This is a genomic window from Streptomyces decoyicus (assembly GCF_019880305.1).
Taxonomy (GTDB): domain Bacteria; phylum Actinomycetota; class Actinomycetes; order Streptomycetales; family Streptomycetaceae; genus Streptomyces; species Streptomyces decoyicus.
Genome location: NZ_CP082301.1, coordinates 7,626,158 through 7,647,084, shown reverse-complemented (window position 1 = coordinate 7,647,084; position 20,927 = coordinate 7,626,158). Strand labels below are relative to the sequence as shown.

Sequence of the window (20,927 nt, the reverse complement as noted above, 5' to 3'; positions counted from 1 at the left end):
GTCAGCCCGGTCAGCCCGGTCAGCCCGGTCAGCCCGCTGAGGGTGTCAGGCGGTGGAGACCGTCACCCGGTGGAGCCGGACCGCCGTGGGGGAGCCGGCGATTTCGCTGACCACGTTCTTCGACGGGGTGCCTGTCACCTCCCCGAAGATGGTGTAGTGCCCGTCCAGGTGTGGTGCCGGCGCGAGGGTGATGAAGAACTGGGAACCGGTGCTGTCCCGGCCGAGGTTTGCCATGGCCAGTTGGAACGGCCGCGTGAAATCCCGCTCTGGATGGATCTCGTCGGGTATCCGGTATCCGGCGCTGCCGTGGCCGGTGCCGAGTCGGTCGCCGCCTTGGACGACGAAACCGGGCACACGGCGGTGGAAGTCCGTGCCGTCGTAGAAACCGCCCTCGCCCGTGGTTCCGGTCAGGGGGTCGGTCCAGGTGCGGCTTCCGGTGGCCAGGCCTACGAAGTTGTCCACCGTATAAGGGGCTTCGTCGGGGCGTAGCGTGAGGTGGATGTCGCCGTGCTCGGTGTGCAGGACGGCGGTAACGGCTCGATAGATCCTCAAGGAGGAGGAGAAGGGGCGGCGGGTGACCGTGTGGCGGACTCGCACCGGGGAGTCGCGCAGCGGGTCGTGCGAGGGGTCGTACGCGCTCGGATCGCTGCGATCTCCGCATCCGACCGTGCCGGGTGCGTTTCCGGGCAGGCAGGCGCCGTCCCACCCTGATTGATAAGTGCCGGCCTCGGTCGGTGCGGTGGGCGCGGTCGGTGCGGTGGGCGCAGTCGAAGGCGGCCCGAGCCACATCGGATGGTGTTCCGCCGAGGTGCGGTGCTGTCCGTGCCATAGTTCTCGGACTTCTGCGGACGCATGGGTGAGCAGCTTGTCGAGATCGGTTGCTGCTTGGGCGTCCAGCACCTCGCGCATGGTGGAGGTGTCGTGGTACTTGTCGAAGAGTGAACCGTTGTTGTGCTCAAGGGTGAAGCACTGGTCGACGAAGACTCTGTCGGGCAGCTCGTGGAGGACGTAGCGCCGCACCATGGCGGCGACCGGAGCCCAGGCCTCGCCGCCGAACTCGATGCCCGGGCCGGCGAATGCCTCGGTGGCGAGCTGGAGTGCTCGTCCATGGCCCAGTTCGCGTCGCAGACGTTGCCAGGTGACGCGACTGTCGCCCTGGTTGATCTGCGTGATGAAGTCCGCCAGTTCTTGCGGGTGGTGCTGAGTCCTGGCGCGTTCGTAGTGTCCGAGCTCATTGCCGATGACGTTGTCCAGATGGCCCGCCAACTCGGCGCACAGGTGGGGCAGCCAGCGGGACAGCCGTGCTCCGGCCGTGCGGTCGCCTGCCGCTGTCAGCCACTCCAGCAGATAGAAGTCGGCGGCGAGCGAGGACGGGTCGATATGGTCGACGAACCAGCGCGGACTGTGCGCGGTGAGGTCCCTGGTCATCGCGGTGAGGGCTTCGTCGCGGTCGATGTCGCCGTCGAGATACCGGGACCAATGCCGCTCGGCCACGGCATGGAGCCGCGGATAGCGCCACTTGGTGCCCAGCACGTCGGCGCAGGGACGATGCGCGGAGTCCACCGCGCGCACCAGATGGCCGGCCGTCACCTCGACGAGGATCTTGGTGAGGATGACCCGCAGCCGGCGCTGGTACGGGGCGCCGCCCGGCATGCGCCGGACGAGCTCGGTGGAGAGATGGCCCTCGGGAATGTTCCCGGATTTCAGCTGGGCCCAGCCCAGCATGGTCAGGACGGCGTCCGCGAGGGTCGATCCCCGGAACCGGCGGCAGTCGACGTAGACCCCCGTGGCCTTGCCCGCGGCGGTCAGAAAGCCCGTGGCGGGCGGATAGGGGGCGAGCGGCACGAGGTGGAGGTCCAGCGTCCGGCCGGTGTCGACCGTGCCCAACGCCGCGCAGAGCGGAGCCAGATAACGCTCGGGCGCGAGGAAGTCGTTCACCTCCACGGCGGCCTGCTTGCGGTCCTCCTCGAAGAGGGAAAGCGCGTCGGTGAGGGTCGGCGCGGCGGCGGTCAGCGCGGTGGTGACGAGCTCTGTTCCGGGGCGCAGGAGGTCGTCGTCGACCAGCGTGCGGAGATCCTCCGGCCGGCGTGCGGCGGCCAGGAAGGCGGGGAGTCCGGAGCCGGCCGTCCGTGCCCACGACGTCAGTCCGGCACGGAACAGGTCCGTCTCCGGGGCGACCGGCCTGGGCAGGAAGGTGAGCTCCCAGGAACCTGCCCGCCCGGTCAACTCGCGCTGGAGCGCCAGAGCGAGGTCGAGGGTGGTGCTGCGCTTGTGACGGAACTTCACATCGCTCCCTGGTGTGCGCCCGGTCCGGTGAGCAGACCCGCATCCCGCAATTCGGTGAGAAGGCTCCGGCACCGCTCCTCGGTCAGCCCGGCGTACGCGGGCGACTCCTTCGCCCATTGCTGTGCGTCCTCGGTGACGGCCCGCGCGGAGCGCCCATGGCACAGGCCCCAGACCAGCGCCGCGTCGGGCGGCAGGCGGAAGTGCCGGCCGCCGGGCTGGACCAGCGTCACCATGTCGTCGTAGGCGCGAGGGAAGAACACGGTGGACCTGCTCAGCGGACCGTTTCCCTCCACCCAGACGGGCCAGCGGGAGACGTCGATGCCCTGCCAGCCCAGGGTGGCCGTGGCGATCAGGCAGGTCTGGGCGAAGGACGTCAGTGCGGTCAGCCCGGCCTGTGGATCGACGGCCAGGGGGTCGTCCCGCAGAAGCCGCTGGAACTCCGCGAAGGGAAACCCGTCGGGGCCGTTGCGGGTGAGCTGCCGCCACACCCACTTCTCGCCGAAGTAGAGATCCCCGCACGCCGCGGCCAGCGCCTTGCCGGCGCACAGCAGTGCGCGCCGGCCGGCGAACGCGGCCGGTTCCAGCTCCAGCAGGCTGTCCGACTGGCGGAGCCCGAGACAGTCCTCGGCCGCGAAGAACGCGGCGAGGATCCAGTTGTTCATCACCCGGCGGGAGAGCCGGAGGGGGTGCTCGGCGAGCCGTTGCCGCAGCGCGGCCAGCGCGCCGGAGTCGGTCACGATGTCGCCTGTCCGCAGCCGGACGGCCAGCGCGGTCTCGCGGTCCGACAACGCCCCTCCCGGGTGATCGGAGCGCAGTCCCGCGCCGAGGACCCGGTCGACGAGCGACTCCAGGGTGTCCAGGGAGAGATGCTGGACGTCGACCCGGATGGTGTCGGCGAACATCTGCCGCCGTTCCTCTTCCGCGGCGGAACCGACCAGGTAGATGTCGATATCGCTGGTGGCGCTGCCCAGGCCGACCACCGAACTGCCGGCGAGGAAGGCCGCCTCCGCGTTCCTCGACGCGGCCAGTCGTGACGCGATGCTCCTGCCCAGGCGCACGCGGTCCTCGGCCGATGCGACCACTGTCATGCGCTCACTCACCCCTCCTTGACGCTTGGCCACGACGCCTACCAGCCGGGGTTCTCCGGCAGCGCCAGCCCCAGGTACTTGCCGTCGTCCGACACCATCACGCCGGCTCGGCAGCACTGTTCGAGGAACGCCGCCACCTCGTCCTCGGAGACGGACATGTCCCCCGCCGCCAGCTGCCTGCTGACCGCCGCCGCGCCGCGGGGCGCGTCTCCGCAGGATTCATAGGCTTCTGCCTTCCAGCCCGCGAGGACGGCCCGCTTGGGCTGGTCGGTCCTGCGGTCGATCAGCGTCAGCTTCCCGGGCAGCCGCTGGTAGACGAGGCTGGGCTTCGCCTCGGAGAACCGCTTCTGCCATTCCGAGACAGCGGCGTTCAGGGCAGCCACCGTCTCCTGGGAACAGGTGCCGGACACCTCGTAGTCGAAGAAGTACGCGATCTTCTCGTGGTCCAGAGTGGCCGGATAGACATGGCCGTAGCTGGCCCGGGGCCGGACCTCGCTGATCGGGAAGGACGGGTCGGTGAAATAGGGGCTGAAGCGTTCCAGCCAGATCCGCCCGCAGCCCCCCGGTGGCTGGAGATGGTGCAGCAGCGGGAGGAGGCGCAGTTGCTCCGCGTAGTCCTCCTCGGTTTCCCCGGGGAACCCCGCCAAGATGTTCCAGGAGACGTCGATCTTGTAGTAGGCGGCCCATTTCAGGAAGCGGATATTGATCAGCTTGGTCGCGCCCTTGCGCATCAGCTTCAGCACATGGGTGTTGAGGCTCTCGATGCCGGGCTGGATACGGAGGATGCCGGCCCGGCTCAGGGTCGCGAGCTGCTCCCGGGTGAGATTCGCCTTTGACTCGAAGAAGAGGTTCACGTCCCAGTGTGCTTCGGCCAGTTGGGCGCAGAGCGAGGAGAAGTACCCCATGTCGAGGATGTTGTCCACCGTGTCGACGTGCACCACCGGGTAGTCGCGCAGCAGCGCGGTGAGCTCGGTGAACGCGCGGGAGCCGGACTTGGACCGGTACGCCATGCCGAGCGCGTTCAGACCGCAGAAAGTGCAGTGGTGTTTCTGGCCCCACCAGCAGCCCCGGGAGAATTCGACCGGCAGCTGCACGGGGGCCCGGCCCAGGAGTTGCGTTCGGCCAAAGCGTTCCAGCCAGGTGAAATAGTCTCGGTAATCCGGCGTGGGAAGCTGGTCGAGGACCTGCGGGCGCTCGGCGTCGGTTGCCGGCGGCAGGTTCGTTTCGGCGTACCGCAGAACACCGGGCAGCGGGGTGTCCGTGCCGTCGGCGAGGTTGTTCAACAACGCGGGGAACACGATGTCGCCCTCCCCCGCCACGACGTAGTCGAGCCATGGCAGCTTCTTGGCGTACTCGGCCCCCATGTCCCCGTCGAAGTTCGCACCCCCGTAGACCAACGTCACGTCGGGGTGGAATTTCTTGATCATCTTCCCTAGTGCCAGGGACGCCGTGTTCTGCATGAACGTGGAGGTGAAGCCGATGACGTCGTATTCCCCCCACGCCGGCTCGGCCGCGCATGCGGCGATCCAGTCCGGCAGCGTCCGGCGGCGCATCTCGGTGAGGTCGTCGAGGCCCTTGCCGGTCAGCTCGTCCCAGATGGACTTCACCTCCGGATACTCCCCGAAGTACTGGTCGTCCGGGGTCACTTCACCGAACGCGGCGTAGGAGAAGAGCCACTCCCCCATCAAGTGCAGCCGCTCCGATGCGATGTTGGCGATCGCGTCGTACGCCTTGCTGCCGAAGAAGGAAGCGAACTCGATGTTGAGGTAGTGGCTGTCGCACTCGTGCCCGGCCCTCCTGGCGAGGGACTGAAGCAGTCCGCACTGGATGGACGGCGCGTGAATGCGCGCCCAGGGCATGTTCACCAGCGCGATGCGCAGACACCTGCTGGGCGGCGGCGAACCGGACGCTGCGTCGTCCTGCTCCGTACGCACGGCCAGGGGCAGGCGGATGAGGCTCATCGGATCCCCCTCGGGTGTGGGCACTTCGGTCACTCGAAGTCGTCGTGGCCGAGTCTGCTCGCGCGCCGGGCCTGTACGAGGATCGACAGCGCGGCGAGGACGGTGAACCCGAGGCCGGCGGCGACCTCCAGCCCGAGGTCGCCGAGCCAGGGCCGTCCGGCCATCCCCGCGCGGATGGCGTCCAGGCCGTGCCGGCCCGGCAGCACTTGGCCGATCGCGTCCACCCACGCCACGCGGCCCGGCGGGACGATCGCGCCGCTGCACAGCATGACCAGATAGGACAGCACGTTCGGCGCCACCACGTCGGCCCGTTTGCCGACGGACATCGTGGCGCCGGCGAGCCCGAGCACACTGAGTGTGAGCGCGATGAGCGCGTACACCCACGTCCAGGGCAGCAGTTGGAGCGCGAAGTCCGTCATGCCGAGGAGGGGCGCCGCGATGGCCGCCTGGACGACGAGCAGGACCCAGCCCATGACGGGGTAGGGAAGCGCACGGGCGATCTGGGTGACCGTCGGGGACAGCACGCCGGTCCGGACCCGCGCGAAGGTGGCGTACTGCTTGTCCAGGACGGGCACGGCGACGACACCGTTGACGTTGGTGCCGCTCAACACCAGCACCAACGATCCGGCGAAGGCGTACTCCCGGTGCCCGGGGCCGGCGAGGACACCCGCGAGCGTCGTGAAGAAGAGGATCTGGAGCACGCCGCGCGGCAGGGTCGCGCCGAGCAGACCGGCAGGTGTCTCCACCACGCGGTACTCCAGCCAGCCCATACGGGCCGCCTCGGCCGCCCGCCAGACCAGGGAGGCGCGGGCCGGAGCAGCAGCGTCGCCCGCCGGGGCGGTGTCATGCGAGGTCAAGCGTTCCCTCCTTCCGGGACCACGCGACGGACCAGCGGTAGGCGAACCCCGCGACGGACAAGTAGACGAGTGTCAGCAGCGTCGCGACGCCCAGCGGGGCGATCGTGACGTCACCGGTGGCCGCGCCGACCATGCAGTCCTTGATCCAGTGCAGGCTGATCAGATCGGGCACCCAGCGCAGCGACTCGGGCAGCGCGTCCACGGGGATGAGCAGCCCGCCGAGGGCGAAGACCGGATACATCAACGCGTGCGACCAGATCAGCCCGTTGCGGGTCACCAGGAAGAGGCACGACACGAGGGCCCCCAGGGCGGTGCCGGAACACACCAGCACCACGAGCGACACGACGATCCACCCCGGGTGCGACACACTCAGCGGCAGCCCCAGCGCCGCCGCGGTGACTCCGGTGCTGACGAGGATCGCCCCGACGCTGGTGACCGTGGCACCCAGGCTCTTGCCCAGCAGCACCAGGTACGGCGACCACACTCCGGAGACACAGCGGGCGAGCGTGCCGTAGGTGCGTTCACGGCGCAGCACGCCTCCGCTCATCCACACCGTGGAGCCCCACAGCGCGGTCAGCGCCACGGCCACGACGAGCGCCGCCGCGTCGTCCGGAGCCGGGCGGCCGGTCTCCACCGCGGTGACCAGGAACACGGCGGGCAGCATGCCGGAGTTGACCAGCAGCAGCGGATTGCGCTGCATGGCCCGCTGCTCCATGCGCGCCGCGGTCAGGAACATCCACAGAGCGCCCCTCACCTCGGCTCACCGACCTGGATGCCGTTCGCCAGACGCGCGGCCACATGCGAGTAGACGTCTTCGAGCCGCACCGGTTCGATACTGACGTCCAGGACGCTGACATGGGCCAGTGCCTGCTCCAGCAGGCCGAACGAGCCGACGCTCCAGTCACGGACGTGCAGTCGGAGGGTCCATGCCCCCTCGGCCACGTCGACGCTGCCGACCGCGATGTCGGGTGACGACACGGCACCGCCGTCGGGCGGACTGCCGGTGCCCCGCACGGTCACCGTGGCGGTGTAGCCCGCCTGCCGGGCGAACTCCTCGACCGGCAGATCCGCCGCGAGCGTACCGTCCGCGAGAATGATCACCCGGCTGGCGAGGCGCTCGATGTCGAGCAGATAGTGGCTCGTGAGCAGGACGGACACCCCGGTGTCGCGCAGTGCGGCGACGGCGGCGCGCAGTCGTTCGGCCTCGACCGGGTCGAGGCCGACGGTCGGTTCGTCGAGCAGCAGCACGCGCGGCTCGGCGATCATGCCGATGGCGATGTGGAGCCGCTGACGCATGCCCTTGGAGTAGGTCTCCACGGCGCGGTCGGCCGCGCCGACCAGGCCGACCTGCTCCAGCGCGGCGTCCAGCTTCGCGCTCAGGCCGCGCCGGCCCACTCCGGCGAGCATGGCGAAGAACCGCAGGTTGTCGCGGCCGCACAGCTTGGCGTACAGGCCCCGGTCGCCGCCCAGCACCACGCCGGTCATACGGCGTACCTCGCGCAGATCGCTGGTGACATCGTGGCCGAAGATCCGAGCGGAGCCGGTCGTGGGCAGCAGCAGGGTGGCGAGGATCTTGGTGAGGGTGGTCTTGCCCGCGCCGTTGCTGCCCAGCAGGCCCACGATCTCGCCGGCCCCGACCTGGAAGCTGACGTCCCGCAGCGCCACGATCTCGTGGCGACGGTCGGTGAAGGTGCGGCCGAGGTGTTCCACGGCGATGGCCGGCTCGCTCAACGTCCTTCCCCCCTCGCGTACATGTCCGCCGCGCCCTCGGCCACGGCGGCCCGCGCGGCGGCGAGCCGGGCCAGGGGGACCCGGGGGGCCGCGCACGAGACATGGTCGAAGCCCGCCTCGGCGAAGAACCGTACGGCCGCCGGACCGGCCGCCTGCTCACCGCAGACTCCGAGGGTGATGCCGGGGCGTACCGCTCGTGCCTGGCCCGCGACCTGGCGTGCCAAGGCCCCGACGACCTCGGTGTCCAGCTGGGCGAAGGGGGATGCGGTGAGGAGCCCGAGGTCCTGATAGGCGGGCAGCACATGCTGTTCCGCGTCATCGCGGGACAGCCCCCAGACCAGTGCGGTCAGGTCGTTGGTGCCCAGGGAGAGGGAGTCCGCACGGCGGGCGATCGGCCCGGCCAGCAGCGCGGCCCGCGGAGTCTCGATCATGGCGCCCAGCGACAGGCCCGCCTCGGCCCGTGTGGTGCCCAGCCGGAGACAGACGTCGTCGAGCAGGCCCCGGACGAAGTCCAGTTCGGTCGGCGTGCTCACCATGGGAACCAGCAGCTCGGGCCGGGGGTCACGGCCCGCGCGGCGCAACGCGAGGGTGGCCTCCAGCAGCGCCTGGATCTGTACGGCCGTCAGCATGGGCAGCAGGACGCCCATCCGCACCCCGCGCACGCCCAGCATGGGGTTGTGCTCGTGCAGGCGACGCGTGACGTCGAGTCGGTCCTTGTCGGCCGGCGCGCCGGTCGCCGCCGCGGTCAGGGCGAGTCCGGTCACGTCGGCGAGGAACTCGTGACGCGGGGGGTCGAGCAGGCGGATCGTGACGGGAAGCCCGTCCATCGCGCTGAGCACGTCCGTGATTTCCGCCCGCAGGAGGGCGTGCACGGTGGCGAGGTCCTCCGTCATGTCGGGGCCGGGCCGTGCCATCAGGACCCGCTGGAGCATCTGATGGCGCTCGCCGAGGAACATGTGCTCGAGCCGGCACAATCCCACTCCGGTCGCGCCGAACGCCCGCCCGGCGGCGGCGTCCGCGCCCGTGTCGGCGTTCACCCGCACGGCGATGCCGGTCCGCGCGGGCAGCGCGGACAGCGCCTCGTCCAGCCAGCCGGGCAGCTCCGCGGCGGTCTGCCGCTCGGCGGGACGCTGCATGTCGCCGCCGAGACGGATCGACCCGGCGAAGCCGTCCACCGTCACCCGGTCACCGGCATGGAGGGTGTCGCCGCGCGTAGTGCGCAGGCCCTTCCCGTCGCCGTCCAGCACGCTGTCGACGAGCGCGGCGACGGCCGGCAGCCCGAGTCCGCGCGCCACGACCGCCGCGTGCGACGTCTGTCCGCCCCGCTCGGTCACGACGGCCGTCGCGGCCAGCAGACCCGGCAGATCCTCCGGCCTCGACTCGGTCAGGACGAGCACCGGCTGCTCGCCGTCCGCCTTCGCGGCGACGGCCGCGGCCGCGCTGAAGACGACGGTGCCGGTGGCGATGCCGGGGGACACGCCCAGGCCGCGCGCAGCCACGGGCAGACCGAGGGACTGCACCGATGCCGTACGCGTCTTCTCCACGTCCAAGGGCTCCACCAGCGAAACCGCCTGTGCGGGCGTCAGCCGGCCCTGCTCGTACCGCGTGGCCACGGTGTGCAGGCGAGCGGCACCGTGCAGCGGAGCGCGTGCGCTCCTGATGAGGTGCGCCCGGCCGTGTTCGACGACGAATTCCACCCTCACCGGCCAGTCGAGTGCAGCCTCGGCGGTGCTGATCGCCTCTTGCAGCTGAGGGCCCCAGGGCTGCGTGTCGATCAGTCCGGCGAGATCCGCGCCGCCCGCTGTCAGCAGCTGGGATCCGGAGGCCCCCGCGAGATAGGAACCGGTCACGTCGGGCCGGCCGGTCGACGGATCACAGGACCAGGCGATTCCACTGCCTCCGTCGGGCCCGCACCACAGCAGTTGTCGCCCGAGGCGGAACTGCGCCGGACGCGCCTCGTGCCTGGTCAGTGCCCGGACCAGGGTGGTCACTTGCTCGACGGGGTCGTTCGGCAGTGCGGCATCGGGATCCACCACGGCCAGGGCGGCGCAGAGTTCGGCCCGGCGTGCCGCGGCGAAGCCGGCACCGGCGAACCCTGCCAGCCACTGTTGACTGACAGGGCTCATTCCGAGAAAGGACAAGCAACTTCCCTTCAGGCAGGGAAGCCATGCCGTGAGGAAGACGGGGTCATCCGCGCTCCCGATGCGATGACCGGGATCGAGTGCGGCGATTGCCTCATGGATGGCGTCGTCAGCGGCATCGACCGGCAGCCGCAATGCTGAATCAGCAGGAAGGCCGACCGGCAGATGATCATTGACCACGCTCTGAATCCCCATCTCCCGAGGCAGGTCCGTTACTGATGCCGGTGGCGAACCTCTGACGACATGCCCCCGGCAGGATCAGGGGCGGTTTGAAGACAGGGTCCTAGCGCTTCACGAACTCGGAACGGACGCCGAGAAGGTACACACGGTCGTCCAGGTCATCGGCATCCTCCGGGGTGATCGGAGAGAACTCCAGCTCGGCCAGGTCGGCCAGCTCCTCGCCATTCGCGTTTGATATATCCATGGCCAGCACGCTAGCAGGATGCCCCTCGGCCGCAAGGTCAACTGCCCCTCGCATAGGCCAAGTTGACTAAATATCACCCACCCCGAGGGGAGGTGGCGCCGCTGCCTTATCGCTGCTCACCCCGGAAACACACCCGAACATCGAGCGACATTTTCGAGCCATTTCTCAAAGGAATGTGCGGGCCCTCCGGCTATGCTCAGGCAAGTGCGGATTACCAAGTACACCCATTCCTGCGTCCGGTTGGAACATGACGGCGGTGACACACTGGTCATCGACCCCGGCGTCTGGAGCGAGCCCGAGGCTCTCGCCGGCGCGGATGCGGTTCTGGTGACCCACGAACACGCCGATCACGTCGACGTGTTGCGTCTCAAGGAGCTGAGCATCCCCGTCTATGCGCCCAAGGCGGCGCGCATCCCGGGCCTGGACTTCACCGGTGTCGGAGCCGGCGAGGAATTCACCGCGGCCGGCTTACGGGTGACCGCCCACGGCGGGCAGCACGCGCGCATCTACGGCGGCCTCCCGGACTGCGCCAACCTGGGCTACCTCGTCGGGGACCGCCTCTACCACCCCGGTGACTCGCTGCACGTCCCCGATCGGCCGGTGGAGACCTTGCTGGTACCCCTCCAGGGGTCATGGATGAAGACGGAAGAGGCCATCGACTTCGTGCACGCCGTCGAGCCGGAACGGGCGTACGGCATCCACGACGGGCAGGTCAACGAGCGGGGACTGGGAAGTCTCAACGGCTGGCTCACCCACGAGTGCGGCGGCCGTTACCGCCGGCTCCTGCCGGGCGCGACCGCCCGATGACGGAGCCGGCCACCGCCCCCACCCTCTTCACCGTCACCGGTCCGCAGCAACCGGGACGCCTGAGCACCATGGCCCGCCCCCGCGGCCACCGGCACCTGGCAGCCGATATGGCGGCCCTCCGCGGAGTGGGCACCGACACCCTCGTGTGCGCCCTTCCGGACGCCGAGCGCGCCGAACTCGGTCTCGCCGACGAGCCCCGCCTCGCGCGGGCAGCCGGACTGCGGTTCGTCCCGCTGCCCATCCCCGACCTGACCGTCCCGCCGGCCCCCGCCGTGCTGCCGGTTCTGGAGGAGCTCGCCGAAGAGCTGCGGGCCGGATCCCACATCGTCGCGCACTGCCGCTGCGCCATCGGCCGGTCCTCCCTGATCGCGGTCTCCGTGCTCATCCTGAACGGCATCGCCCCGGAGGCGGCTTGGGCGTCCATGGAACGGTCCCGGGGGACGAAGGTGCCGGACACCGAGGAACAGCGCGCATGGTCGCTGGAGCTCTTCCGCCTCGTCTCTCCCGGCGGGCAGGGCCCCGAGGAGGAAACGGACCACAGTGCCCGACAACATCGCTCGCTGGCTGACCGAGCACGTCAGGCCTCTCGGCACGCTGACCCCGGGCGGTCCGCCCGAGGACCTCGGACCGCTGGGTGATTCTCTGCGGGACGCGCGGATCGTCGGTCTGGGCGAATCCACCCACGGCACCCGCGAGTTCTTTCTGCTGAAGCACCGGATCATAGAGTTCCTGGTGCGCGAGGCGGGCTTCACCACCCTCGCCATGGAGGCCAGCGCGTCCGCCGCGCGCGCCCTGGACGCGTATGTGCGGCACGGTATCGGTGACCCCGCGCGCCTCATCACCCGCCTGGGCTTCTGGACCTGGCGCACCGAGGAGATGCTCGATCTCGTCGAGTGGCTGCGCGCCCACAACCGCGCGCTCCCCGAGGACCGGCGGGTGCGCTTCGTCGGCACGGATCCGCAGCGCTGCGCCGACTCGGTCGACGCCGTCGCCGCCTTCCTGCGCCAGGTGGCGCCCGAGCGGGCGGAGGACGTGCGCGAGCTGGAGGTGCCGGCGCGGGCCCACCCCGCTTCACGGCCCGACCCGGAGCAGGCCTTCCTGCGCCGCGCCGAGGCTCTTGCCGGCTTCCTGGAGGACCACCGGCAGAAGTTCGCCCGGCGCACCACGGTGGATGCCGCGGACGAAGCCCTGGAGCACGCGCGGATCCTCGTGCGCGCCGCCGATCTGGTGACCCGCTCGCCCGACCTGCGCTCCGGGGAGGACAGCGTGTTCGCCGTCCGTGACCGCTACATGGCCGACGCCGTGTCCCGGCTCGTCGACGGCAGCCCCCAGGCGCGCGTCATCGTCTGGGCGCACAACGGACACCTCGCGAAGGGCACGTACGGCGACGGGGTGCCCGCACTCGGCAGCAGACTCCGGGAGCGCTACGGCGACGGCTACTACGCGCTGGCCCTGCTCTTCGGCAAGGGCTCCTTCCTCGCCCGCCGCGGCCACGACCTTCAGGGCCCGCCGCGCCGGCACCGGATCGGTACGGGAATGCGGTCCGTCGAAGCGCGGCTCGCGGGCGCCGTACCCGGCGACTACTACGCCGACCTGCGCGCCGCCGGCCCGTCGCCCGAAGCCGCACAGTGGCTGCGCGCCCCGCAGATGCAGCGCAGCTTCGGTGCCCACGTGCCGCGGTTCGTCTATCGCCTCCATGTGGCACCGCTCGTGCCGGCCGACGACTACGACGGCATCGCGTTCGTCGCCCGCTCGACCTGCTCCCGCCTCCTGCCGCCCATGGAGACCTGAGCACCGCCGCTCGGGGCATATGGCGAGCGCCGCGACCAAGGTCAGCTTCCACATCGGTTCGGCTCGGGGCGGGCGCTGAGCGGTGCCGGTGGTGCGCAGGCCTCGTGTGCCGAAGTTGGGGGGCGGTGGCGTCACAGTTTCTCGAAGACCATGCGGACGACGGTGAAGCGGCCCTCGCGCAGGAACCTGAGGGCGGTTTTCTGCTCCCGGATGATGTCGGAGACCGCGCTCTCCCCGATGAGTTCCGCTCCGCGTACGCGGTTGGCCTCTGCCTTTTCCAACCAGCTGCGCACCGTGGCCACGCCGTCGTCAGGATCGCTCCGCTCCTCCACGATGCCGAACAAGCCGCGGCTGGCTTCGATCAATTCGTCCCGGGTCGGCAGAAAGCACTCGGGGTACACCTTCCGCGATGCGTGCAGGCCCTCGCGTACGTTCTTGACGCCGCCGAGGATGTCCTTGAAGCCGAGACCTTCGCGGGTGCCGCCACTCCTGTCCGGGGTCAATTGCTGGGGAGGCAGTACCAGGGAGGCGAGCCACCCGCGCTCGTTCCAGGCGTTGGCCTGTACGGACAGGCGCCCGGCCGGCCGCAGCCAGGAATGGCAGCGCTGGAAGAATTCCCGGTACCGGGCGACGCGCTGGGTGCGCCACATGGTGTTCCCGGCGCAGTGCTCGATCACCTCGATCGCGATGATGGCGTCATAGGGCCCGCCCGGTTCGTGATCGAACCAGTTCTCGACCCGGACCTCGCAGCCCGGCCAGTGCTGGTCACGGGCCCACGCGGCCTGGGCGGGACTCATGGTGATCCCTACCGCGTGCTCGACGTGATGGGTTTCCACCAGCCGGCGCAGGAGGCTGCCGTACCCGCAGCCGATGTCGAGCACACGTTCCGCGCCCACGGCGCGGGCCGCCTCGGCGTGGTGATCGAGCTTTCGGACCTGAGCCGAGTCGAGTGTGTCGTCCTCCTCCCACATGCCGTAGGAAAAGACGAGCTCGGGTCCCAGGGTCAGCCGGTAGAAGTCACCCAAGAAGTCGTATTGATGAAGGATCGCCTTCGACGATGTGCCCTTGTAGGGGGTTCTCTTCTTCGCTTCGTGTCCCACAGTGCCCACCAGTCCATTTCGGCAACGAAGGTCGGTCGGCCAGCGCAGACCATCGCTCCAGATAACTGGTTTCGGGGCAGAACCTTCGGCTACACACCGGGCCGGGGCCCGCAGCCCGCTCGATCAGCCGCGATTCCGACCCTGAGTGACGACTCGCCGCTCCGCCCCTCGCCCGATGCCGGGCGAGGGGCAGCACCGTGCATGAGTCATGCGCGTCTGCTGTGCGGGCCGGCTGCCCGCAGGCCGCGCGTTCGGCATGCGTGGCCGGGGTCAGACTTTCGCGAGCATCCCGATCGTGGTTCCCCGCTGCTCCGCCCAGTTCTCCAACGTCATACGGCAGGCGTGGTCGAGGTGGCGCAACTCGGAGAGGTCCAGCTCGACCGGGCGGTCCTTGGGCAACGCTTCGAGGGTTTCCAGCATCCGGGGCAGACGGAGGAAGGTGGCCGAACCGGTGAGGGTGACGATGAGCCGGCCACCGGTCGCCTCGTGCACGTCGAGGTGGAGGTGCGAGGTCTCCCAGGCGCACTTGATCACGGCGAGGGCGAGGCCGAGGAGGACGCCTTCGAACATGTTGGTGGTGATGATGGCGATCGCGGTGATGGCCAGGACAACGGCCTCGCCGCGGTGCGCGCGCCACAGGGGCAGGAGGTCCTTGACGGGGACGAGTTTGCAGCCGGCATGGACGAGGACCCCGGCGAGCGCGGCCAGCGGGATGATGCCGATCGCGGCGGGCAGGAGGGCGGCGAACAGCACGAGCCACAGTCCGTGCAGGATGCGGGAGAGCTTCGTCCTGGCCCCGGCCTGGACGTTGGCCGCGCTGCGCACGATGACCGCGGTCAAGGGCAGGGCGCCGAGGATGCCGCAGACGGTGTTGCCCACGCCCTGGGCCATCAGTTCCTTGTCGTAGTCGGTGCGTGGGCCGTCGTGCATGCGGTCGACGGCGGCGGCGCTGAAGAGGCTCTCGGCCGAGGCGATGAGAGCGAAGGCGAGCACCGTACCGAGACCGGCGAGGCTGGCAAGCGAGGTGAAGTCGGCCATGCCGGGCGGCTGGATGGCCGAGAGGAGTCCTTGTACCTCGACGCGGGGCACGGACCAGCCGGCAACCGCGGTAGCGGCCGTGGCCAGGGCGACCGCGGCAAGCGGTGCGGGAACCATCTGGGCCTGGGAGGGGAGTTTCTTCCACAGCACGAGCACGGCGATGGTGGCCGCCCCGATGGCGAACGCGGTCAGCGCATCGCTGGAGGTGGCGATCTCGGTGACCAGGTGTGGCACTCCCAAGATCTTGTCGATCCCGGAGCGGGGCTGCTTGACGTCGGCCATGGTGTAGAGCTGACCGAAGATCAGAACCAGTCCGATGCCGGCCAGCATGCCCTGGACGACGGCTACCGTGATCGCACGGAAGAACCGCCCGAACCGCAGGGCTCCCAGGGCGAGTTGGACAAGACCGGCGATCAACACGATGGCCCCGAGAACGCCGAGGCCGAATTCTTGGACCGCCTCGAAGACCAGGACGGTCAGGCCGGCGGCAGGACCGCTGACCTGGAGGCTGCTGCCGGGCAGGAAGCCGACGATCAGGCCACCGACGATGCCGGTGATCAGGCCGAGTTCGGCGGGCACTCCGGAGGCTACGGCCACTCCCACGCACAGGGGCAGGGCGACCAGGAAGACGACGAGGGAGGAGAGGACGTCACGCCGCAGGTCTGCGGTCTTTTTGAGGGTGGAGAGCATCAGTGGACTTCCTCGCACAGCGGAAGCGGAAAGGGAGGGGTACGCGGAGGCCCGTGGGGCGGGCGGGTGCGGGTCACAGCGGCCGGAAGGACTTGTCGCCCGGCTCGTACTCCTTCACTGCACCGGTGTGCACCTCGTAGTACCAGGCGTGCACCCTCAAAGATCCCGCCTCGACCCGTTCCGCGATGCAGGGGTGGGCGTGCAGCCGCTCCAGCTGGGCGACCGCGTGACGCTGGACCGCCTCTGCCAGGTCGGGGGAAGGGGGTGTGGTCGTCTCGGGCTGGGAGGCCGCGTGCTCCAGCCAGCCCTGTACGGCGGGCACGCCGGAGAGATCGTCCCCGCTCACCAGGGCGTTGACCGCCCCACAGTGGGAGTGTCCGCACACGATGACGTCGCGGATGCCCAGCACCCGCACGGCGTACTCGATGGTGGCCGTCTCGCCGCTGGGCCGGTCGCTGCTGTACTCGGGCACGATATTGCCCGCCGTCCGCAGCTCGAACAGTTCCCCCGGCCGTGCGCCGGTGATCAGGGACGGCACCACGCGTGAGTCGGAACAGGTGATGAAGAGAACTTCTGGGCTCTGACCGGCCTCGAGGGCGCGGAACTCCTCGGCACGCTCCGTGACGTGCGTCGTGAAGGATCGTGCGTTGTCAACCAGGGACTTCATGGTGGCCTTTCTCCTGCGCCCACAAGCGTGCTTGGGGCGCGGTGTGTTCAGGTCATCAGTGGAAGGGACGTGTGCCGGCGTGTCCGAAGGGCGGACAGCCGGCGCTTCCCGCGTCATCGTTGACGCGAAGAGGCGACCCGAGAGGGGACGGCGCTCGCGTCTACAGCGCGGAGCGCGTCACCACCGCATAGCAGTAGGAGCGGGAACGTCTGTGGTCCGGGAGCGACTGTGTCGACCGGCGCCCGGCATCGGGTGGGATCCGTCGCCACTCCATCAGCGCATCTCCCCCGATTGATGCGGCCGTTGGCCCGACCGCATGCGTGCCACTGCGTCAACGCGTCGGCGGCCCACTTGGCTACCGCGAACACCTCTTTGCCTGGAGATTACCTCACGCCCGGAGGTCAAGCCATGGTCAAGCACATTCATATAAAGGTAATTGGCGCATTGAACGCCACGACGTGCCCAGGCGTACGCCCTAGAGGGCGAGATCGAAAGAGCGCTTTCGCGAGCGCCCCGGTTCTTCGGAACCCCTGCCCTTCACCAGGGTGTTGCGTCCCGTTCCCCCGATGTTCACTTGCGCCCGGCGGTGCACGTCAGGGCGGACTGCGGACTGGGGCTGCGGACTGCTGCCGGTGGCCCGAGCAGGAGGCAGCGGCGGGGGTGCGGGCGCGTGATACCCCTCCGCCCGCCGCTGGACCGCCTCCGACGGATGCAACAGCAAACGGGCTCGAACACCGGCGAACACCCCGCGGTAGCCGCCTGGTTCGGGGCTCTGCCCGGAAACCGGCCACGGTCTGAGGAGCGAGGTGGTACCACTGGACGCGCTCGGCGCCTGACGGCGATGCTCCGGCAAGTGCTCCGGCTAGGTGAACAAGGTGGGTTGGGGTGGGTTGAGGTGTCTTCCGGCTTACGGGCGTTTGCCCGGCTGATCACGGCGATCACGGTCGTCACGACCTACATCGCGCTGCACATGGCGGTCACCGCGTTCCTGGACCTGCGGGCCCGCGACCGCTTCGGCGACGCCCCGTCGCGGGCTGCTGCCTTCGTCGCCGCGCTGGACCACTACGCCGACGGGCCACTGTCCGCACGCGCTCACCTCCTGCGGAGCGACGCCTGGTTCCAGCAGAACGCCCCGTCGGGGGGAAGCCGGTCGGTGATCTCCGCCGCCGCCGGCTACGCCGAGGAGGGCAGGGTTTCCCTGGCCCGCGAGCATGTCGCCGGGCTGGCCGCGGAGATCGAAAAGGACCGTGCGGGGCTCGACCGGGAAGTCAGCTCATCGACAGCGGCCGCGCTGTACTGGGCGGTGCCCGCCGGGGTGCTCCTGGTGCCCACGCTCTGGCTGCGGCAACGTCGCCGATCGGGCGCCGCGGAAATCGTCGACGTGGTCAGCCGGTTCGTCCCGCATCAGCCGTGGTGGCGGCGACCGGTGTTCCTGGTGGGCAGCTGGGCCGGATACGCGCTGTTCGCGACGGGCACCTTCGCGGTCACCATGGCGCAGCAGCGGGGCTACAAGCTGCCGTTGGAGACGCAGGTGCTCCTGCTGCTCGGCGGCCTGGCCGCGCTGGGAGCCGGTGTCCTGACCCTGCGCCACTGCCGCCCGCGCTCGGCGCGCAGCGCGGCCCAGGCGTTGCTGGCCGACGGCCGTCAACCCGTGCTCTACCTGCGCAGCTTCGCCGACGACGACACCGCGGCCAGGGTCGACGACGGGGCGCCGGTCAACCTCCATTCGCGGGAGGAGCAGCTCGCAGGGGCGCTGGGCGCCTTCGGCCCCGTGATCGCGGTGGGCAGACCCGGGGAGCCGCTGCCGCACCTGGGGGCGGCGCGGTTCTATCTGCCGCAGGACGACTGGCAGCCTGTGGTCCTGCGGCTGATGGAGCTGTCCCAACTCATCGTGCTGGGCCTGGGATTGGGCGAGGGGCTGTGGTGGGAGGTCGGGCAGGCCCGCGCCACCCAGCCCGCGCGGAAGCTGGTCCTGCTGGCGCCCGGCGGACTGCCGGGCGTGGCCGAGCGGCTGGACGAGCACCTGCCGACGCCGTCCCGGCTGAACGAGGTGACCGCGGGCGGCTCTTGGATCTCCGCGGTCATCGCCTTCGACCCCGAGTGGACGCCCCGGGTGCACCCGGTGGGGCGCGTGCCCGGCGCCACGCGACGGCGGGGCAGGCTCGCGCGCCTCGTGGCCCGCGGCAAAGAAGCCGGTCTGGTGTCGATGACTCTGAGCACGCCCGCGCACCAGACGGTCCGCGCCTTGAAGGCGGCTCTGGCGTCGGTGGGGGTGCGTAGGCGGACGATGGTGTTGAGGGCTTCTTTCGCCATGCAGACGGCGTTGGGGAAAGGCGTCGCGCTGGTCGTGGCCGTGGGCCTGGTGTTGTGGCTCGTGTTCCGGGCGCTGCAAGCTCTCGGCCTCCGGTAGCGCCGGCCTCCCCTCACCGGGGCGTCAGCGTGACAGCCCCGCACGCCCCCAGAAGCTGGAAACGGGGGACATGTCAGGCCACTGCGGAGTAGTGTCCCGCAAGGCTTGTTCAGCCGTTGCACGGGATTCGGGGGAATCATGGACGGTTCGCAGCAGGGCACACCTACGAGCGCGAGCCCGGCCGGTCCGGAGCGGTACAGGACGGTGACCGGCACGGCGGCCGCCGCGGCGACACTGATCGTGCTGGTGCTCGTGGGAGAAGTCTTGGCCTCGGTGTCCGACTGGGGCATCTACCACGTCGTCCACGACTTCAAGGCCGGGACGGCGACGGTCGCGGACCTCGAGGCGGCCGATTCCTTCTCCAGCCTGGTGTCGATCACGACGCTCGTGGTGTGGATCTCCGCCGGCGTGGTGTTCCTGGTCTGGTTGTGGCGGGCGCGGGTCAACGCCGAGTTGTTCGGCGGTACCGCGGCCCAGCGTCGGTCCCGGGGCTGGGTGGTCGGCGGCTGGTTCATCCCGGTGGCCAACCTGTGGGTTCCGTACCAGGTCGTCTCGGACATCTGGAAGGCCAGCGCGGCCCGGCGGCCGGTCCCCGGCGGCCTGGTCGTCGTCTGGTGGGCGCTGCTCGTGGCCAGCACGATCATCGGCCGGTCCGTCGCACAGTTCTACCTGGCGGAGGAGATCACCGAGGAGGGGCTGCTGCGCGCCGCGAACCTGTCCACCCTGGGCACGATGCTCGACGCAGCCGCCGGTGTGCTGGTCGTTGTCATCATCCGGCGCATCACTGCATGGCAGACCCAGAGGGTCGTTCGGAGCGCAGCGTGAAGGACGGGTGTGCGCGGCGCGCGGCGGTGAAAGCGGCGGTGGTCGGCCGTACGCATCACGGCGCCCCGGACACTCCGCGCTCACCCGCTGCGGCCCGAATGGCCTCGGCATATGGCAGATCCTGACGCTGGGTCGCCTCATCCAGGGCATCGAACGGTACGAGCGCGGCGTGGTCCGGGTTGCGCATCTCCGTCCAGGCCGCCCAGGCGTCGTGCACATCCGCCTCCGTGACGTGCTCGCCCTTGGCCCGCATGAGCACCGCGTACAGGAGGAACAGCGCCTCGGCGTCTTGCGGCGGCCGGGCGTGCGGGGGCAGGTGGGACCTGATGAGTCGTGCGTCGTCACGTAGGTAGGTCATGCGAGCAGCCTGCCCAAGCACAGCAGGCCATGCAAGAGAACGAAGATCCAGGGGATCATCCGCTCACTGAAACCGAGTTCGGCGTAGCGCACCCTTCTGGGGATCGCAGGTGCGCGCGTCAGATGCGCCCACTCATCGGTGAAGACCCGCACCGGGAGCTGCGTCTCGATCGCGTGGATGACCACGAACTTCGCGCGGTTCAGGTCGCGATAGCTACGCAGTTGCAGCCACCAGGTCATCGAGATCGCCACCCCCGCCAGGGCGATGACCGGCGCGACCCACAGCGGATCATGTCGCAGATTCGGTAAGGCCACGCCGATCACGCTGACGAAGGCCGTCTGGATGGAGAGGAAGAAGACGTTCGCCTGGCCCCGCCGCGCGGACACCCGGTCGGCCATTTCCACGGCCAGCTTGTACAGCTCCAGGACCGCCGGCGGCTCACGGTCCGCCTCGGACTCGTCCCCGGCCGAGGGCCCGCCCGGGAGGGGTGGCGGTGCACTGCGCGGATCAGGCATCACGCCCACCATGATGACGTCCCGACCGATCAGGCACAGCCTGCTTCTTGAAAACGGCTCTCTCGCCTCGCCGCAGCTCGCATCCAGTCGAGAACGGCGGCCTGTGCGCGGCCAGTTGAACCGCGTCTGCTGGTCGTGCGCAGCGCGTCGGCGCCCTTGCTTCGGGCCGGCACCTCACCCGTAGGGGCTTGTCGCGGGCACCCATGCACCGCTCCCCCGGCGGCCGTTGACAAAGTGG

General features: G+C 69.9%; 18 protein-coding genes. 5 read left to right on the top strand and 13 right to left on the bottom strand.

Annotated elements, in window-relative coordinates; genetic code table 11:
* Positions 1–45: 45 nt before the first annotated feature.
* The 8 genes from K7C20_RS38615 to K7C20_RS33255 all read right to left on the bottom strand — a co-directional run bounded on the left by K7C20_RS38615 (position 46) and on the right by K7C20_RS33255 (position 10,488).
* A complete protein-coding gene (locus K7C20_RS38615; RefSeq protein ID WP_245170981.1) occupies positions 46–2,286 on the bottom strand; it encodes a peptidylprolyl isomerase in 2,241 nt (746 codons plus the stop codon).
* Positions 2,283–3,374, bottom strand: a complete 1,092-nt coding sequence (locus K7C20_RS33285; protein WP_053208714.1) for a nucleotidyltransferase family protein — start codon at positions 3,372–3,374, stop codon at positions 2,283–2,285. The genes K7C20_RS38615 and K7C20_RS33285 overlap by 4 nt, the downstream gene beginning before the upstream one ends.
* A 38-nt stretch (positions 3,375–3,412) precedes the next feature.
* Positions 3,413–5,335, bottom strand: coding sequence for a RiPP maturation radical SAM C-methyltransferase (locus K7C20_RS33280; RefSeq protein ID WP_053208713.1), 1,923 nt, complete (start codon positions 5,333–5,335; stop codon positions 3,413–3,415).
* 29 nt (positions 5,336–5,364) lie between these two features.
* Positions 5,365–6,192: an ABC transporter permease gene (locus K7C20_RS33275; protein WP_030079866.1), complete on the bottom strand. Its 828-nt coding sequence runs from the start codon at positions 6,190–6,192 to the stop codon at positions 5,365–5,367.
* A complete protein-coding gene (locus K7C20_RS33270) occupies positions 6,179–6,928 on the bottom strand; it encodes an ABC transporter permease (RefSeq protein WP_030079868.1) in 750 nt (249 codons plus the stop codon). Before K7C20_RS33270 ends, K7C20_RS33275 begins: the two co-directional genes overlap by 14 nt.
* 14 nt (positions 6,929–6,942) lie before the next feature.
* Complete coding sequence (locus K7C20_RS33265) at positions 6,943–7,923, bottom strand: ABC transporter ATP-binding protein (RefSeq protein WP_030079870.1); 981 nt, start codon at positions 7,921–7,923, stop codon at positions 6,943–6,945.
* On the bottom strand, positions 7,920–10,049 hold the full coding sequence (locus K7C20_RS33260) for a putative PEP-binding protein (protein ID WP_053208712.1): 2,130 nt from the start codon (positions 10,047–10,049) through the stop codon (positions 7,920–7,922). The genes K7C20_RS33265 and K7C20_RS33260 overlap by 4 nt, the downstream gene beginning before the upstream one ends.
* A 298-nt stretch (positions 10,050–10,347) precedes the next feature.
* Positions 10,348–10,488, bottom strand: coding sequence for a hypothetical protein (locus K7C20_RS33255; protein ID WP_160328696.1), 141 nt, complete (start codon positions 10,486–10,488; stop codon positions 10,348–10,350).
* A gap of 192 nt (positions 10,489–10,680) precedes the next feature.
* Between K7C20_RS33255 and K7C20_RS33250 the strand changes: the two genes are divergently transcribed.
* From K7C20_RS33250 to K7C20_RS33240, 3 genes are read left to right on the top strand one after another with little or no spacing between them, the layout of a single operon-like run.
* A complete protein-coding gene (locus K7C20_RS33250) occupies positions 10,681–11,295 on the top strand; it encodes an MBL fold metallo-hydrolase (RefSeq protein ID WP_078952927.1) in 615 nt (204 codons plus the stop codon).
* Positions 11,292–11,933, top strand: a complete 642-nt coding sequence (locus K7C20_RS33245; RefSeq protein ID WP_063781253.1) for a phosphatase domain-containing putative toxin — start codon at positions 11,292–11,294, stop codon at positions 11,931–11,933. Before K7C20_RS33250 ends, K7C20_RS33245 begins: the two co-directional genes overlap by 4 nt.
* Positions 11,836–13,086 (top strand): erythromycin esterase family protein, encoded by a 1,251-nt coding sequence (locus K7C20_RS33240; RefSeq protein ID WP_030079878.1) that lies wholly within the window; start codon positions 11,836–11,838, stop codon positions 13,084–13,086. The genes K7C20_RS33245 and K7C20_RS33240 overlap by 98 nt, the downstream gene beginning before the upstream one ends.
* 131 nt (positions 13,087–13,217) lie before the next feature.
* Here the strand turns inward: K7C20_RS33240 and K7C20_RS33235 are convergent, their stop codons facing one another.
* The 3 genes from K7C20_RS33235 to K7C20_RS33225 all read right to left on the bottom strand — a co-directional run bounded on the left by K7C20_RS33235 (position 13,218) and on the right by K7C20_RS33225 (position 16,581).
* A complete protein-coding gene (locus K7C20_RS33235; protein WP_030079880.1) occupies positions 13,218–14,186 on the bottom strand; it encodes an SAM-dependent methyltransferase in 969 nt (322 codons plus the stop codon).
* A gap of 270 nt (positions 14,187–14,456) precedes the next feature.
* Entirely contained in the window at positions 14,457–15,914 is a 1,458-nt protein-coding gene (locus tag K7C20_RS33230) for a SulP family inorganic anion transporter (protein WP_030079882.1), read from the bottom strand.
* Positions 15,915–15,987: 73 nt separating this feature from the next.
* Positions 15,988–16,581, bottom strand: a complete 594-nt coding sequence (locus tag K7C20_RS33225) for a carbonic anhydrase (RefSeq protein ID WP_030079883.1) — start codon at positions 16,579–16,581, stop codon at positions 15,988–15,990.
* Between the two features lie 895 nt (positions 16,582–17,476).
* Between K7C20_RS33225 and K7C20_RS33220 the strand changes: the two genes are divergently transcribed.
* Together K7C20_RS33220 and K7C20_RS33215 are read left to right on the top strand one after the other, a co-directional pair.
* Positions 17,477–18,991: a hypothetical protein gene (locus K7C20_RS33220; RefSeq protein WP_053208710.1), complete on the top strand. Its 1,515-nt coding sequence runs from the start codon at positions 17,477–17,479 to the stop codon at positions 18,989–18,991.
* 138 nt (positions 18,992–19,129) lie between these two features.
* On the top strand, positions 19,130–19,816 hold the full coding sequence (locus tag K7C20_RS33215; RefSeq protein ID WP_078952926.1) for a DUF4328 domain-containing protein: 687 nt from the start codon (positions 19,130–19,132) through the stop codon (positions 19,814–19,816).
* 55 nt (positions 19,817–19,871) lie between these two features.
* On the opposite strand, the gene K7C20_RS33210 is transcribed toward K7C20_RS33215, so the two are convergent.
* Entirely contained in the window at positions 19,872–20,174 is a 303-nt protein-coding gene (locus tag K7C20_RS33210) for a DUF7701 domain-containing protein (protein WP_030079893.1), read from the bottom strand.
* Complete coding sequence (locus K7C20_RS33205; RefSeq protein ID WP_052414291.1) at positions 20,171–20,701, bottom strand: RipA family octameric membrane protein; 531 nt, start codon at positions 20,699–20,701, stop codon at positions 20,171–20,173. The genes K7C20_RS33210 and K7C20_RS33205 overlap by 4 nt, the downstream gene beginning before the upstream one ends.
* Positions 20,702–20,927 lie beyond the last annotated feature (226 nt).